The sequence below is a fragment of the Bifidobacterium sp. A11 genome (genome assembly GCF_000499185.1).
Lineage (GTDB): Bacteria > Actinomycetota > Actinomycetes > Actinomycetales > Bifidobacteriaceae > Bombiscardovia > Bombiscardovia mizhiensis.
In genome coordinates, this window is sequence record NZ_AWUO01000005.1 from 19,146 (window position 1) to 35,279 (window position 16,134).

General features: G+C 56.8%; 11 protein-coding genes. All 11 read left to right on the forward strand.

The window, feature by feature from the left end:
* The first annotated feature begins 28 nt into the window (after nt 1-28).
* The 11 genes from araA (at nt 29) to P273_RS0105300 (ending at nt 16,122) form a co-directional block, all read left to right on the forward strand.
* Nucleotides 29-1,543 (forward strand): L-arabinose isomerase, encoded by a 1,515-nt coding sequence (gene araA / locus P273_RS0105250; protein WP_024627424.1) that lies wholly within the window; start codon nt 29-31, stop codon nt 1,541-1,543.
* Between the two features lie 243 nt (nt 1,544-1,786).
* Nucleotides 1,787-3,796 carry a pilin N-terminal domain-containing protein gene (locus P273_RS0105255; RefSeq protein ID WP_024627425.1) on the forward strand — a complete coding sequence of 670 codons (2,010 nt, stop codon included), beginning with the start codon at nt 1,787-1,789 and terminating at the stop codon, nt 3,794-3,796.
* Nucleotides 3,797-3,986: 190 nt separating this feature from the next.
* Nucleotides 3,987-4,814, forward strand: a complete 828-nt coding sequence (locus P273_RS0105260; RefSeq protein ID WP_024627426.1) for a hypothetical protein — start codon at nt 3,987-3,989, stop codon at nt 4,812-4,814.
* A gap of 158 nt (nt 4,815-4,972) precedes the next feature.
* On the forward strand, nt 4,973-6,475 hold the full coding sequence (locus tag P273_RS09540; RefSeq protein WP_024627427.1) for a class C sortase: 1,503 nt from the start codon (nt 4,973-4,975) through the stop codon (nt 6,473-6,475).
* A 129-nt stretch (nt 6,476-6,604) separates the two neighbouring features.
* Complete coding sequence (locus P273_RS0105270) at nt 6,605-7,453, forward strand: aldo/keto reductase (protein ID WP_024627428.1); 849 nt, start codon at nt 6,605-6,607, stop codon at nt 7,451-7,453.
* 54 nt (nt 7,454-7,507) lie between these two features.
* Entirely contained in the window at nt 7,508-8,305 is a 798-nt protein-coding gene (locus tag P273_RS0105275) for an HNH endonuclease family protein (RefSeq protein WP_029676184.1), read from the forward strand.
* A 205-nt stretch (nt 8,306-8,510) separates the two neighbouring features.
* Nucleotides 8,511-10,505 (forward strand): family 43 glycosylhydrolase, encoded by a 1,995-nt coding sequence (locus tag P273_RS09545; RefSeq protein WP_081709273.1) that lies wholly within the window; start codon nt 8,511-8,513, stop codon nt 10,503-10,505.
* Between the two features lie 123 nt (nt 10,506-10,628).
* A complete protein-coding gene (locus P273_RS0105285) occupies nt 10,629-11,954 on the forward strand; it encodes an ABC transporter substrate-binding protein (protein ID WP_024627431.1) in 1,326 nt (441 codons plus the stop codon).
* Nucleotides 11,955-12,018: 64 nt separating this feature from the next.
* Nucleotides 12,019-12,981, forward strand: a complete 963-nt coding sequence (locus P273_RS0105290; protein WP_081709274.1) for a carbohydrate ABC transporter permease — start codon at nt 12,019-12,021, stop codon at nt 12,979-12,981.
* The gene (locus P273_RS0105295) at nt 12,978-13,946 is read left to right on the forward strand and encodes a carbohydrate ABC transporter permease (RefSeq protein WP_024627433.1); all 969 of its coding nucleotides are present in this window, start codon (nt 12,978-12,980) and stop codon (nt 13,944-13,946) included. Before P273_RS0105290 ends, P273_RS0105295 begins: the two co-directional genes overlap by 4 nt.
* Nucleotides 13,947-13,971: 25 nt before the next feature.
* Nucleotides 13,972-16,122: a beta-galactosidase gene (locus P273_RS0105300; protein ID WP_024627434.1), complete on the forward strand. Its 2,151-nt coding sequence runs from the start codon at nt 13,972-13,974 to the stop codon at nt 16,120-16,122.
* Nucleotides 16,123-16,134: the final 12 nt, after the last annotated feature.

The window sequence follows — 16,134 nt, forward strand, 5'->3', positions numbered from 1 at the left end:
GGAAAGCACAAGCAAAGGAGCAAGAAGTATGAGCATGAAAAATCCCTTCGAGGGCAAGGAGCTTTGGTTCGCCGTTGGTTCGCAGGACCTTTACGGCGAGGAGACCCTGCGCCAGGTGGGCGTCCAGGCGGCGGACATCGCCAAGTCACTCAATGACTCGGGTCGGATTCCGGTCAAGCTGGTCTTGAAGCCCACCCTGAAGGATTCGGATTCCATTCTGAACTTCATGGTCGATGCCTCGTCGAACCCGGCCTGCATCGGCGTGGTGGCCTGGATGCACACTTTCAGCCCGGCCAAGATGTGGATCAGGGGCCTGGAGAAGCTGCGCAAGCCGCTCCTGCAGCTGAACACCCAGCACCATGTGGAAATCCCCTGGGATACCATCGACATGGACTTCATGAACCTGAACCAGTCAGCCCATGGCGATCGTGAGTTCGGCTACATTCTGACCAGGCTGGGAATCCCGCGCAAGATTGTGGTCGGCCACTACACCGACCCCGAGGTTGCCGACAAGATCGGCGTCTGGGCGCGCGCCTGCGCCGGCTGGGATGCCGCCAACAATATGAAGGTCTGCCGCTGGGGCGACAACATGCGCGACGTCGCCGTCACCGAGGGCGACAAGACCGAGGCTGAGCGGGTCTTCGGCGTCTCCGTCAACACCTGGCCGGTCAACGAGCTGGTGGACCATGTGAACGCCGTCACCGACGACCAGGTCAAGGATCTGATCGAGGACTACAAGCGCAACTATGAGGTGGCTCCCGAACTTCTGGACTCCCGGTACGACTCCCTGGTGGTGGCCGCCCGCGAGGAGCTCGGCATGCGGGCCATGATGGAAGAGGTGGGCGCCACTGCTGCCGTAGACAACTTCCAGGATTTGGGAGGCCTGCATCAGCTACCCGGCGTTGGAGCCCAGCGGCTGATGGCTGACGGGTACGGATTCTCGGCAGAGGGCGACTGGAAGACCTCGGTCCTTATTCGGATTGGCAACGTCATGGGCTACGGGCTCAAGGGCGGCTGCTCGCTCATGGAGGACTATTCCTACAACTTCGTGCCCGGTCACGAGGAGATCATGGGCGCCCACATGCTGGAGGTCTCGCCCACGCTGCTAACTGAGGGGAGGCCCCGCTTGGAGATCCACCCCCTGTCCATCGGCGACAGGGAGGACCCGGTGCGTCTGGTCTTCACGGCCACTCCCTGCACTGATGCCGTGGTCGTCTCCCTGGCGGATGTACGCGAACGCTTCCGCCTGGTCATGAACGTGGTGGATGTGGTCGAGCCAGGCGGGTCCCTGGCCAAGCTGCCTGTGGCACGTGCCCTCTGGAAGCCCCGGCCCTCGCTCAAGATCTCGGCTGAGTGCTGGCTGCGCGCCGGCGCGGCCCACCATACCTGCATGACCACCACCGTGGGTCGCGAGGCCTGGGAGGACTTCGCCCGGATGGCCGGCGTGGAGCTCGCCGTCATCGACGAGAACACCGAACCGCGCCGTTTTGAGGCCGATCTGCGTGCAGCCGAGCTCTACCATCGGCTGGACAACCGGCACTGATCGCCTGTTTCAGGACAGATTGCAAGGCCCTGCCACAACACACGTGGTGGGGCCTTTGACATTCGGCTTGTCGGTTTGCGTTGTCCCTACTTTGTCGGTACAGTGATGATTAGGCAATGGGAACAGTGGCATGTCCCAAAGTTGACATATTGCCCACCCCCCTGAGTCGGGGAAGTGATCGGTTGGGGAGGCGAAGATGTGCCTGGCCATCCTGTGCCTATTAACAAAGAAGGGAATGCGTGCATGCACATGCAACGAGATAATGAAGGGATAAGGCTCCCTAAGCTTTTAGGCTTGGCGGTTGCCGGAGCGACGCTCCTGGCGGGCATGGTAGTTTTGCCTGCCGCCCACGCTTCAGCCGCTGAGACCTACGGATATAATGCCGAAGATGACTTCAGGCCGGGTCCGCTGCAATCAACAGTGAATCCTAAGCTGACAGTCACCAAGTACCTGTCGTTGGTTCAGGGGTACAGCCCCACGGGTTCCTCTAAAGATGCTGACGTTTTGAGTTCGAAGGCAGATCTGGTTCCCGCTAAGGACGTCACTTTCAATGTCTTGGATGTCACGTCTACGTCAGGTAATTTGGCTGACATCGATCCAATGACTCCAAGTACATACAGTGTCCAGAAAACGTATGCCGGTGTGACTGACGGCCAGGGTGTAATCACTAAGTGGTACCCGGCCGGTGACGGCGGGGCTATGCCGGCTGATGGTACGGCAGAAGCCACCTTCCCGGCAGGAGCCAACCATTGGTACATCCTCCAGGAAAATCGTGAAAAGTCGTGGGCTTTTAACCAGGATAATCCAAACAAGATTGATTCTTCGAAGTATGCAGACGCGGCACCCTCATTCTTCGGCCTGCCCTATGCAGCCACTTCGCTCACCGACGACACCAATACTGCAAATAAGGTTCAAGGATATATCTATAATCTGCACCTGTATCCGAAGAACATGAACACCACACAGTTCTCCAAGACCGTGCAGGCCGTCAAAGATTTGCAAGGTAACCCGAAGCCTCAGCGGACAGCTGTCGCCGGTGATACGGTTTCTTACAAGCTGTCGCAGAGGCTCTACAACGCTGGCAAGAAGACTCAGAATGATGGCAAGCTTGATGTTAGTGAATTACAGGGCGATAGCAAGGATCTGATTATTGTAGATCGGATGTCGAGCTCCCTAAAGTTGGTTAGTAATTTCACTGTTAAGCTCGAATCCGATGGCACTACTCCTAAACCTGTAGAACTCGAAAAGGATACGGATTACACCGAGGCAACACCTACAGAAAATCCTGATAGCCTGGTTACTGGTAAGAAGATGTTTGCAAATGATGTGCCAAGTAAAGACGTCTCTTATTATCAGTTCAACTTCTTCAAGGCTCTTAGCAAGGTACAGGGTTTCGATGCCCCATCTTTCCGGCTCAATATCTATTATGATGCCAAGGTAACCGGAAATGGTGATTCTACTGGCACTGATGGTGTTGCCAACGATGCAGCTTCTGATTTCATCGAAAACCTTGATAGCAGCGGTAAACACCAAGATCCTATTCCTGAACATACGAATTTGATCAACGGTGTCGTTGCCTTCGGTAATGTGAAGAATAAAGCATCGAAGTTTGCAGCTCTGCCTGGGTCTGAGTTCCGTCTGGTTAAGTCGCAAGCCGAGTCAGACAAGTATCTTGCCTCCGATGGCAACTTCTATACCACTGCTGAGACGCTGCCGTCTGGTGTCGAGCTCTACAAGGCTACCGCTAACGACAAGGGTGTGGTGGCATTTGCTGCATTGCCTATCTTTGGCGCTGCAACGAGTACACCAACACCAAAGGCTGCTGGAGATCCTGGTAAGACGGTGCAAGCTGGCGATTGGTGGCTGCTCGAGACCAAGACTCCCAATGGCTGGCGTAGCCCTGGCTTCCCCTTCCAGAAGGTGACGTTTAAGGATGCAGGTAAGACTGAGCAGGACATAGCACAGTTGTATGGGCCTCATGCCACGGTTCAGCCCGATTATTCTAAGCTGTCATTCGGCAAGTTCGGAAAGGCACCTGCGGATATAACGGCTGCTGGTGGCCAGGAGATGAAGTTTAATAATGTGCCAGTCCAAACTTATCTGATGCATTATGCGACTACTGATGGTGATTCACCATTGGCCCTGCCCCTGACTGGTGGTCGTGGCATCCTGCTGCTGCTGGTTGTCGGTGCCCTGATCATGGGTGGTGCCCTCTACGCCCGCAATCGGCGCAATAACGCCGCCCGGGCCTGATGATCACGGTCACATCAAGAATCATGTGAGGTGACCCGATGGCGGACGGTTCCTCCGTGAATCGTCCGCCATTTTAATACGGAACGTTGAACTTCTGCGGTCCGCACATGTCGGGATGCTGGTCTGGTTTTTGGATCAGCAGAACTGACGCAACCACGTCGTCGAAAGGCGGCCTTGGAAGGGAAGGTTTATGAAGGGAATTGCCTTGCCGAAATGCCTCACCCACCGGGTCCTGCCCTGTCTGATCGCGGCCTTGGCCTGCTTAGGCCTCACCGCTTTCGATATGACGCCGGCGGCAGAGGCGGAGACGGTCAACCCGACCCTGACGGTGCAACTCAAGAGAGGGCATTCAGGTCAAGGTGGTCAGAACGACATCCTGCCGAGTGCTCCTGTATCTGCTGGAGCAGGATATGTCTTTCGTGCCCTGAGGCTGGATGCTGGTACTCTGAAGAGCCGGGTGGAGGCACTAGACCACAATCCTGGCGCTGATAAGGCACAGGCGGCCATCAGTAACGAGGTGGCAGCCAACCCAGATGCTTTCAAGGACAAGACACAACCCGCTGAATACTACGGTGTCTCTGATCAAGAAGGCACCATAACAAACGCATCCGAAGCGAAATCGCAAGGTGTTTGGCTTACAGGAGCTCAGCTCGATTCAGACGTACCCAGTCTGACAGGCGGAAGTCCTGCTGTTTTCGACGGTGACTATTTCCACGCCTCGTACTGGCTGGTAACTCTGGTGGCCACACCCAAGAATGCAAAGGTAAAAGCCGACCCAGTGGTCGTGCAGTTGCCGCTTTACCGCGAACAGGGTGAAGTCCATCCGCTTTATGATGTGACCATTAGCCCCAAGCTTGTGGACGTGCCTCAGGTCGTGCCAGTAGTGCGACCAGGACCAGGCAGGCTTGCCGCTACCGGTGTATCCATGGTAGCGCCGGGCGTTCTGCTTATGATCTTGGCCATGATGGGCCTGTACTTGGCGATAGTCGCACGTTCCTGGAACAGGAATGAACGCTAGGTTTTCGCGTGCCCATGTCGGTGTGATGCCATCAAAAGGCATTGTAGGCATCTGTGAGGATGCGTAAGGACCGGCGGTATCATATAGGTGCCGCCGGTCCTTGTATGTCAAAAGCTATCAACTGGACTATTTGAAGTGCAGCACGAGGAAGGCTATAGATGGACCAGAATACTGACTCCGCTACTATGAGCCCAGTTCATGCCATCGGCAACGCTGATGTTGCCTATGAGTCCATTCCGACTGAATCATCCCCGTCAGACGAGCCTGTTGAGCAAGCGGAGATGCCGCCTACCTATGCTCCTGGTTCCGATGTGCCGCCTTCCTATCCGCCTTCGGCAACGCCTAAGGATCGTGGAGCTTCAAAATCGGATGATGCAGATGTTGTTGCAGCTCCTGTGTCTGTCCCTGGCCAAGCTACAACGTCGGCTCCGATAATTGTCGTTTCAGGCAATCATGCCCAGGGTGCAAGCCAAAATGGCGACGCAGGTCAGGCAGCTGCTACTGCAGATAAGCAGGCCAAGAACGTTGGCAAGGCTAGCAAGTCAGGGCGAGGGTTCGGTCTCCTGGAGACCTTGGCCTTCCTGATTGGTCTGGCAATCTTCCTATACCCGCTATTGGCGGCATATGTAAACTATTCCAAGGATTCCACCGCAGTAGACAACTACGACCAGATCGTGGATGCTCTCTCGCCTGCACAGCGCAGAGCCATGTGGCGCGATGCCAAGAAGTACGACGAGGAATTAGGCAAGCCTACGCTGAGGGACCCCTTCAAGTACAAGGAAGTCAAGGAACCACTGGGTCGCTACTACAAAATCCTCAATGTAGACGGCAAGGGCATGATGGCCTATGTGGAGATTCCCAAAATTAATGTTAAGCTGCCCGTGCGGCACGGCACCAGTGATGCCGTGCTCAAGGATGGCACAGGGCACATCGCCACCACCCACGTGCCTACAGACAACCGAACCATCCACTCCGTCATCACTGGACACACCGGCGAAGTCGGCTACATGTTGTTCGATAACCTAACGCAGCTGCGCAAGGGGGACGTCTTCCAGATACGTGTCCTCAAACGGCATATGAGCTACAAGGTAGATCAGATTAAGATCATTGAGCCCACCGATGTCAGCGCACTGCAGCCAATCCAGAATTCCAACTATGTGACCCTGCTGACCTGCTACCCCTATGGCGTCAATTCCCACCGCCTGATCGTGCGTGGGCACTATATCGGCGACGACGTGCCACCGACTCAACCTGAAGGGGCGCCCATTTACATGGTCTGGGTGCTGCTGGCCCTGTTTTTGGCCTGCCTTGTGGGTTGGTACCTGCTTTCACGTCGCAGGCGCAACTGCCGTCACGAGCTGGAGCAAATGGAGCATCTGGAATCTCGGGCGACCGGACCGGGGACCATGGGGGAGCCGCTGGCCACGATCATGGTCAGCCATGAGCAGGAGACCCGTTCAGAAGCCACACGCCGTCGCCGGTTGATCAAAACCCGACGAATCTGCAGCGCTTTCATGTGGCTGTTGGCTGTGCTCGGCCTGTTCTTCGCCTGGGGCACGGTCGGCATGATGATGAAGATCAGCCTGCTGCCCGTATTCGACCTTGGCTACCACTGGTTCGATACCCACCTGCTGTACTTCTTCAGCATCAGCAAATTCTGAGCCGGTGCATGAGCGGGCAGGTTCGACCACATAGGACTGTTCTGTTGCAGCCGGGCTTTTGCCTGGCTCTAGAATGGAGCGAGCATGGCCCGGCAGACTGCTGGGCGGCATCCTGGGAAGGTGTGGACCATGACAGCAGTTCCTGACATCCAATTGTCTGACGGCAATCGCATTCCGCAGGTGGGCCTGGGCGTGCTCAGGATCGACGATGATCAAACCGCTGGAGTAGTGCAATCCGCCTTGGAACTGGGTTATCGCCACATCGATACGGCAGCGGGCTACCGCAATGAAGGAGGCGTGGGCCGTGGCCTTAAGGCCTTCGGTTGCCAGAGCGGACCTGAGCGTGCCAACCTGTGGCTGACTACCAAGCTGCGTGATTCCGAACAAGGTTATGACAGTGCCCTGCGGGCTTTCGACCGCCAGCTGGCTCTGCTGGGCACCGACTATGTCGACATGTATATGATCCATTGGCCCACGCCGTTTGATTGGCGGGCCGACCAGGTTTGGCGTGCATTCCATCGGCTGCGCGATGAGGGGCGGGTGCGGACCCTGGGGGTCTGCAACTTCCTGCCAGAGCATCTGGAGAGGTTACACAGGGAGACGGGGGAGTACCCTGCCGTGGATCAGATCGAGCTGCACCCCAGCTGGCAGCAGCGCACGGTGTCCGCCTTCTGCAAGGAGCATGGCATCGCCGTCCAAGCATACTCGCCATTGGCACGTGGCGCAGATCTGACAGCCGGAGGCGGAAGGCTGGAGCAAATCGCCCAGGCCCACGGGGTCACGCCGGCCCAGGTGGTGCTGCGCTGGCACATCGAGAACGGGACCATCATCATCCCCAAATCTGTTCACCGGGAAAGGCAGGCGGAGAACCTGGACCTGTTCGGCTTCAGCCTGACCCCTGAGGAGCATGCCGCCATCGATGCCATGGACTCCCCCGTGCGTGCAGGACACGACCCGATGACCTACGCCTACGCCTGACCGCTATGATGGATGATTCATGCAAGCAGTCGACATAGGAGGTATCGGCGGTAGATGACCGGTCCGAGACGCAGAAGATATCGGTATCGAGGCCGCAGCCGGTATGGTTCTGTCTGGCGCAATCCCGCACCGGCCCGCTTCCGTCGTGAATCGCTCACGGAACGGGTGCTGATTCTTCTGGTGGTGGCTGTGGTCCTGGGCATCACCATCGGTCTGATATTGCCAAGGGTCAATGGTGGAGTCGGACGGCTGACCGGCCGATATACGGCAACCGGCGATGCGGCCCAGACCCTGCAGAGTCTGACAGTGGACGATCATGCCCGCCCTGGCCACCAGTACCGGCGTGATTCCTTCGGCTTCAAGGAGACGGATGAGGATGGCAACGGCTGCAATGTGCGCGAGGATGTGTTGACCCGCGACCTGACTGACCTGCGTACCACTACTCCCGGCGGGTGCAAGGTGGCCAGCGGTCGTCTGCAGGATCCCTATACCGGGCGAACCATCGAATTCGTCAGAGGGCCGAAAACCAGCTCGGCCGTGCAGATCGACCATGTGGTCGCTCTGGAGAATGCCTGGCGGTCAGGAGCCAGCAAGTGGGACACGGCCCGCCGCTATCGGTTTGGCAACGACCCCTACAATCTGCTTGCTGTGGACGGCCCGGCCAACCAGGCCAAGGGGAGCGCCTCGGCCGACTACTGGCTGCCCGAGAACAAGGACTATCAGTGCTCGTATGTGGCCCGTCAGATAGGAGTCAAGGACAAGTATTCCCTGAGTGTCACCAGCTCGGAAAAACAGGCCATGCTGGCCGTTCTGCACACCTGCCCGGGCCAGCCCCTCCCGCAGGATCGCTGATCGCTGGCCTTGGCTGACAGACGGAATTGATTGCCATGTAAGGGTCTATTCGCGTAGGTGCTTGATAGCCTGACTTTCTGCACTGAACTGGACCTCTTAAGGTGTGATAGCATTGTTGCAGTTTGATACACAGTTGTATCAACAGCATAGATTTCGATTTGCCTCGGGCCTATGGCCGCAACCATCAGCAACAGAGAGGTTGGCTATGAATGAGTATATCGGCGCGTATATAGCGGGAAACGGAAACCGTATTCGGGATCATACGCTGGCAAGGCACAGATTGGCCGTTCTTCTTATCGCTCTAGCGATGATTTTGGGCTTGTCCTTTGGAGCGCCAAAGGCGGTTGCTGCTCAAGGAGCAGGGCAAAAGTCCGATTCTGCAGGCGGAAGTGGGCTGATCGTCAATGACCGTTTTTGGGATGACGCTGACGGTAATCCAATGTATATGCAGGGCGGAGGAATTTTCGATTTCCCGGATCCCGCGACGGGGAAGGTCTCTCATTTTTGGTACGGTGTTCACTTTTCCCAGGCTGAAACTTATCGCCAGGATCCAACCCATGCGCTCACTGGCAATGATTTCATCTCTGTGGATGTCTACAAATCCACGAATCTGACCGATTGGAGATATCAAGGCGTGGCGTTGGATAGGGCGCAGGCTGATGCATTCTCCAGTGACTTTGGTGGCCGTCGTGCGGGTTGGGTGTGCAGGATGGGAGTTGCTTATGTCCCTGAGTTGCACACCTATGCCATGCTTATCCAGCATGAAATGCCAACGGATGCAACGGGTCGCAATTTCGACAAAAAGGTGATGATCGCTACAGCCGATTCGCCTGCTGGACCGTTCAAAGCCCAGAGGCGTATTGACATGCGAGATTACGGGCTGGGCACCAGCAATACCGGTGACCAGAGTGTCTTCCAGGATGAGGACGGCACAGGTTATCTGATTTATTCCTATGGCCGTGGCCGTGGCAGTGTCTGGGCGGCCAGAATAGGGGCCAAGGGGGGTAAGGTGGATTTGCTTGAACCTACCAAGCTCTACCAGGGCTTCGGGCGTGAAGGCAATGCGCTTTTCAAGCATGCTGGCCGGTATTATCTGGCTGGTTCCGATCTATTCGGGTGGGATGCATCCCGAATTCATTTTCAGGTAGCAGATCATCTGTTTGGTCCCTATCAGCCCGTCAATCAGACGGTGATCATGGATGGCAGCCGAGCGGATTTCGGCCACATCACTCAGACCGGTTTTTACTACACCTTGCACGGCAGCCGAGCAGAGACCGTCATTCACTGCGGCGATCGATGGGCTGACTTTGCGGGTAATGGGCTTGGATACAACCAGTGGAATCCGCTGAGTTTTGATGATTCCGGCACGCCTCGCTTCAATTCCATGAGTCGGTGGAAGCTGGATGCCGATACCGGCCTTTGGTCGGTTGACGATGCCAATGACTATGTGCTCAACGGTTCATTCGAAGCGGACAGGGTTTCGGTGGGTGAACAGGGGTATCGGGACAAGGACGGCAACGTGATTGCCGATATCGCCGGATGGCGGCGGGTCAATCCAGATGCCGTGAACAATATAGCCGATGCCTATGGGCGAGTGGGCGACTATGATCTGCGATTCGCCCCTGGACGATCCCGGAGCGCCTCCATTGTCCAGGATTTGGATGAACCAGGTCATGTTCCCCTGCACGCCGGCCGTTTCCTGCTGAAACTCTCCTATGCGAACCCCAAAGGCGTGGACCAGGCCAGGATCGCGATTGAATCCGGCGGGAAGACCTCGGAGATTGACCTGGCTGCCTCTACCGGCACAGACTGGAAGCAGGCCTCCTTACCGCTCGATCTGCCCGGCGGGCATACCAAAATCACTATTGAAGCCTCCGGCAGTTTGGGCCAGACCCTGCATGTGGATGACGTGTCCCTGACAGGTGTGCCTGAAAAGGGGGATGAGACCAATGACGTGGTCGATCACGACGGAAATGGTACGCCGGCAGGCCCTGGGGGTTCCGCGTCCGGTTCTGTGAATTCAGACCAATCTCTACCCCTCCGTCCTGCAGCTGGCAGCGGCGGTCTATCCGCCACTTTGGCTGCAACGGGCATCGCTATCGGCCGCACTCCAATTTTCGTAGCGAGCTGCCTGTTGGCGGGCATTCTGTCCATGGTCGTAGCCGTGTACTGTCGGCGACGTCTCATTGAGCGGAATTGACAATCCAAGGCTATGGGTTATACTGAGTAACACGTTGGTACACAGTTGTACCAACGGTTGGAAGGAGTAGGGCGCCAAAACCTTATTAAGCACGTGGTTTTTACAAACATCGAAAGGTTCATCATGAATTCAGCACGGAAAATCCTGACCATGGGTGTCACCATGGTCGCCCTGGCATCGTTCGCTGCCTGTGGAAGCAGCGGGTCTGGATCAGCAACGAAGCCAGCGGACACCAGCAAGGCCTCTGGACGTATAGTCTTCTGGGGCTGGGGCAATGGTATCAAGGAGACCATTGCTGCTTTTGAAAAGGACAACCCCGGCATCACTGTGAAGTACAACAACACCGGCACTGCCGGTGACACTCAGGTGGCCTTGTCCAACGCAGTCGCTGCAGGCAAGGGCATTCCCGATGTCACCATGTTGGAGGATCCTACCGTCCAGCAGTTTGCGATTGAAGATAACTTGGAAAACCTGTCGGATTATGGGGCCGACAAGTTTGCTGACGACTTCACCCCGGGGCCCTGGAACAAGGTCCAGTACGACGGCAAGCCTTATGCTCTACCCATTGATGCTGGCCCCGAGGTTTTCTTCTACAACAAGGCGGTCTTCGATAAGGCTGGCATTCCCGATCCTCCAAAGACTTGGGATGAGTACTACCAGGATGCCAAGAAGATCCGAGCTGTTGGTTCCTACATCACCAACAACGCCGGTGATAAGAACGCCTATCAGCCATTCACCGCACAGGCCTGGCAGGCTGGGGCCCACCCATGGAAGGTCGATGGCGACAAGATCACCATCAACATGACCAAGGATGCCGGCATGAAGCGGTATATCGATTTTCAGCAGAAGCTGATCGACGAAGACCTGCTCGATACCAAGACCGCCAACTGGTCCGATGACTGGAACAGGGCGCTTAATGATGGGTCGGTGGCTTCGTTGACCATCGGTGCTTGGATGCCCACCAATCTGGAGTCCGGCGCACCCGATCAGAAGGGCAACTGGAGGGTCGCGCCTCTGCCCCAGTGGGAAGAGGGGGACAGTGTGTCCGCAGAGGACGGTGGTTCGGCTCTTGTCGTGCCCAAGAAAGCCAAGAACAAGGCTGCCGCCTGGAAGTTCGCAGAGTACCTGACGCACGGCAAGGGAGCTCAGGTCATGGCTGACCAGGGCAGCTTCCCCTCGCTGAAAAGCATCCTGAGCTCGACTGAATTCACCAGCAAGAAGAACGAGTACTTCGGAGGTCAGGAGGTCAACAAGGTGCTGACCGATGCAGCCAACCTCAAGGTCTCCAAGTTCCAGTATCTGCCCTACAACCCCTTCGCCCAGTCAACCTACGGAGATTCCATCGGCAAGGCCTACATGAAGCAGACCACGCTGGAGAAGGCTTTTGAGGACTATCAGCAGAAGCTGGTGGATCACGGCAACCAGCAGGGGTACCAGGTCAATAAGTGAGTGATGACGGAGGCGGCTGACCATGGTCGCCTCCGGCCAGCGACAGGAAAGAAGGAGAGGCATCATGAGTGAAGTCGAAGGTTCGACTGTGCGGGTTCCAGCCCCCGTACGGGCTCAAGACCCTGGCGGAACCGAAGAGAGTCACGCTGGGGAGCGGCCTCACAGGCCCGACTGGCGTGGATGGAAGTTCATGGGACCCTTTGTCCTGGTCTTCGTGTTCGTTTTCGTCCTGCCGGTGCTCTATGCCATCTACCTGAGTCTGTACGAGAAGCGCATGATCGGAGGGAACGTCTTTGTGGGACTGGCCAATTACGCCAGGCTGATCAAGGACAAGCAGTTCTGGTCATCAGTTGGCCGTGTGGCGCTCTTCACCGTGGTCCAGGTGCCTATCATGCTCTTTCTGGCGGCATTGATGGCGCTGGCCCTGGACTCGCTCAAGCTGCATGGCACGCGCTTCTTCAGAATCACCACCTTCCTGCCCTATGCAGTGCCAGCTGTGGTCGCGGCTCTGATGTGGGGGTTCATCTACGGCACCAAGTACGGGATGGTAGGTTCCTTGAATCAATGGCTGGGCACGCATATCGACGTTCTGCAGCCCAGTGTGCTTCTGGCTGCCATTGGCAACATCAATACCTGGGAGTTCACGGGCTACAACATGCTGATTTTCTATTCCTCGCTGTCGACTGTGCCGCACTCGCTCTATGAGGCAGCGGCCATCGACGGGGCCTCGGAGTGGCAGATCGTGCGCAGCATCAAGGTTCCTGAGCTCAGGAGCTCCCTGGTCATCACGGTCATTTTCAGCATCATCGGCAGTTTCCAGCTCTTCAATGAGCCCTCGGTGTTGCAGACCATGGTTCCAGGCAATGCGATCACCACCTATTACACCCCCAACATGTATGCCTACAACCTGAGCTTCATGGGCGGTCAAAGCAATTACGCGGCGGCCTTGGCCATCGTCATGGCCATTATCACCATGGTCGCTGCCTACGCCGTCCAGCTCAGGGGTATGAAGGAGCAGATGCAATGAGTACGGTTGATTCCAGGACTACCGACGGGGCCAAGGCTGAGCGTATGCGTGCTCGGCGCGTCGCACGTGATGAGCGCGCGGAGCGTCGAAGGGCAGCTCGAACGGGATTCTCCAATCCGGACAATCCGCGACGCAGCTGGCTGCTGACTCTCGTTGCAGGGATATTCGCACTCTATTGCCTGTTTCCTCTGATCTGGCTGGTTATCAATGCCACCAAGACCCAGTCGGACTTCATTGGCACCTTCGGCTTGGCCTTTGGGCATAAGTTCGCCCTCTGGGACAACCTGCGTGAAGTGTTCACCTATGAGGGCGGAATCTTCGGGCGTTGGCTGCTTAACACCCTGCTTTACGTGGTTGTGGGAGCTGGTGGCGCCACCTTGCTGGCTGTGCTGGGTGGATATGCCCTGGCCAAGTTCCGTTTTCCTGGCCGTCGCCTCGTCTTTGCTGTAGTCATCGGAGCCATCAGCGTGCCGGGCATTGCTCTGGCTGTGCCTCAGTTCCTCCTCTTTGCCAAGATCGGACTGACCGATACGCCTTGGGCCATGATCATTCCCAGTCTGATCTCGCCCTTTGGGCTATACCTGATGTGGATCTTTTCCGACCAGGCGGTGCCTACTGAGCTGCTGGAGGCTGCCCGAGTCGACGGGGCCGGGGAGTTCCGTACTTTCTGGCAGGTCAGCCTGCCTCTGCTGGCCCCCGGCATCGTAACCACGGCGCTTTTCACTATTGTGGCCACTTGGAACAACTACTTCCTGCCCTTGATCATGCTCAAGGATTCCAATTGGTACCCGCTGACAATCGGGCTCAACAATTGGAAGGATCAGGCATCGACTGCTGGTGCCCATGCCATTCAGAACCTGGTGGTGACAGGCAGCCTGGTCACCATCATTCCCATCGTCGTTGCCTTCCTGCTGCTGCAGAAATACTGGCAGTCCGGTTTGGCTGCCGGTGCTGTCAAGGAATAGCAGGAATACGCAGACGGGATTCAGCATGAGCAAAACGGACCATCATGACCGTCGACAGCCCCGACCATATAGACCCTATCGGTGGCCAAAGAAGCCCGACGGTCATTCGGGAGGAATCTGGTTCGGCGGGGATTACAACCCGGACCAATGGCCAGAGCAGGTATGGGCCGAAGACGTTGCACTGATGAAGCGGGCCGGCGTCACTATGGTGACACTGGGCATTTTCTCATGGGCACGTCTGGAGCCAAGCGATGGAGTCTGGGATTTCGGATGGCTGGATCGGGTGGTGGCCTTGCTCGGAGAAGCCGGTATCGCCGTGGACATGGCTTCGGCTACAGCTACGGCCCCATACTGGCTCTATCAGGCGCATCCTGAGGTGCTGCCTGTGGAGGCGGACGGAACCCTGGTCCATCCTGGTACTCGACAATCCTGGAGGCCCACCTCGGCTGTTTTTCGACGCTATGCCCTTCGCCTTTGCAGGGTCATGGGAGAGCACTTCCGCGACAATCCGACTGTGGTCGCCTGGCATGTAGGCAATGAATATGGATGGAACAACGCAGCCGACTACTCGCAGGATGCCTTAAAGGCCTTCCAAGGCTGGTGCCGTCGGCGCTATGGCAGCATCGAGGAGCTCAACCAAGCCTGGGGCAACGATTTCTGGTCCCAACGTCTGCAGAACTTCGATCAGGTTCCCCTACCTGAACATGCCGGCGTGCGTGATGCCTTTATCAATCCGGCACTGCGCCTGGATTTTCGTAGATTCTGCTCAGACGCGCTGATGGATTTTTTCTGTGCTGAACGTGATCAATTGCAGGAGCTCACGCCTGATAAACCGTTGACGACCAACTTCATGGTCTCGACAGACCAGTGCGTCCTAGATTATGAGCGTTGGTCCCACCAGGTCGATTTCGTGGCCAATGACCACTATTTCGCACATGGACCCGGACACTTGGATGAGCTGCTCTGCTCGGATTCACTGGTGGATGCCTATGCCCAAGGTCATCCTTGGTGCCTGATGGAGCATTCTACATCAGCTGTCAATTGGCGCAATTTCAACGCTTCCAAGCGTCAAGGTGAACTGATCCGGGATGCTCTGGCCCACGTGGCTATGGGGGCGGATGCAGTCAACTTCTTCCAATGGCGGCAGTCCGCCTTCGGAGCGGAGGCCTTCCACTCGGCCATGATCCCCCACGCAGGGCCGGATTCGGCGATTTATGCACAGGTTGCCGATTTGGGAAGTATTCTGCGCACACTCTCCAGGAGTGGACTGGCCGGGACCCAATTGGAGCCCTCGTCTATTGCCCTGCTTTTTGATGCCGACTGCCAGTGGTCTATGGCTGATTCAACTCTGCCCGATTGTTCTCTGGATCATTGGCGACAGGTCTATACCTGGTATCAGGCTCTGCTCGATGCCGGATACAGGGCGGATGTAATGCCACTGAAAGGGCAGTGGGAGCGCTATGACGTGGTGGTGTTGCCGGCCCTGATTCTGCTGGATCAGAAGCAAGCCGACCGTCTGCGAGACTATGTGAGCGGCGGTGGCCGGCTGGTGGTGGACTTCGCCAGTGGCATTATGGACGACCATATGCACGTCGGCCTGGGTGGATATCCTGCGGTTTTGCGTGATTTGACAGGTATCGCTTCCCAAGAGATGATCGCCTTGGGTACCAGGGACCAAGGTGGTGGATCCATCCTGGTGTCGGAGGGCATTGAGGGCAATATATGGGTCAACGAGCCCTTGTACATAGAGGATTCGGTGAAGGTGCTGGCTCGTTATCAGGGACGTCGTTCCTATGACCTCGACATGGTTGGAAAGCCTGCGGTGACCATCCATGGATATGGTCGGGGCCGCGTTCTCTATCTAGGGACGGGCTTTGCCAAGGAATCGCTGGTTTCGGTGATCAATCGGGTCTTTCCCCCTGATTTTCTCACTGGTTCAACAGGGGTAGGGCTGCATAACGGAGGTGATGGTGACCCGAGGTTGGTGCACCTGATCAGATCCGGGCCACAGGGTCGGTATCATTTCTATTTCAATCGGGGATCGACAGTTGTCAGAGATGTGTCTACCATGGGCGAGGCCTTGGTGGTGCAACGAGCGACCCGGTGCAGTGGAGGTGGTTTATCCGGTAATCGGTACACTATAGGAGTGCATGGTGTGGTGGTCACCCGTCAGTAGATCTGATCGCCA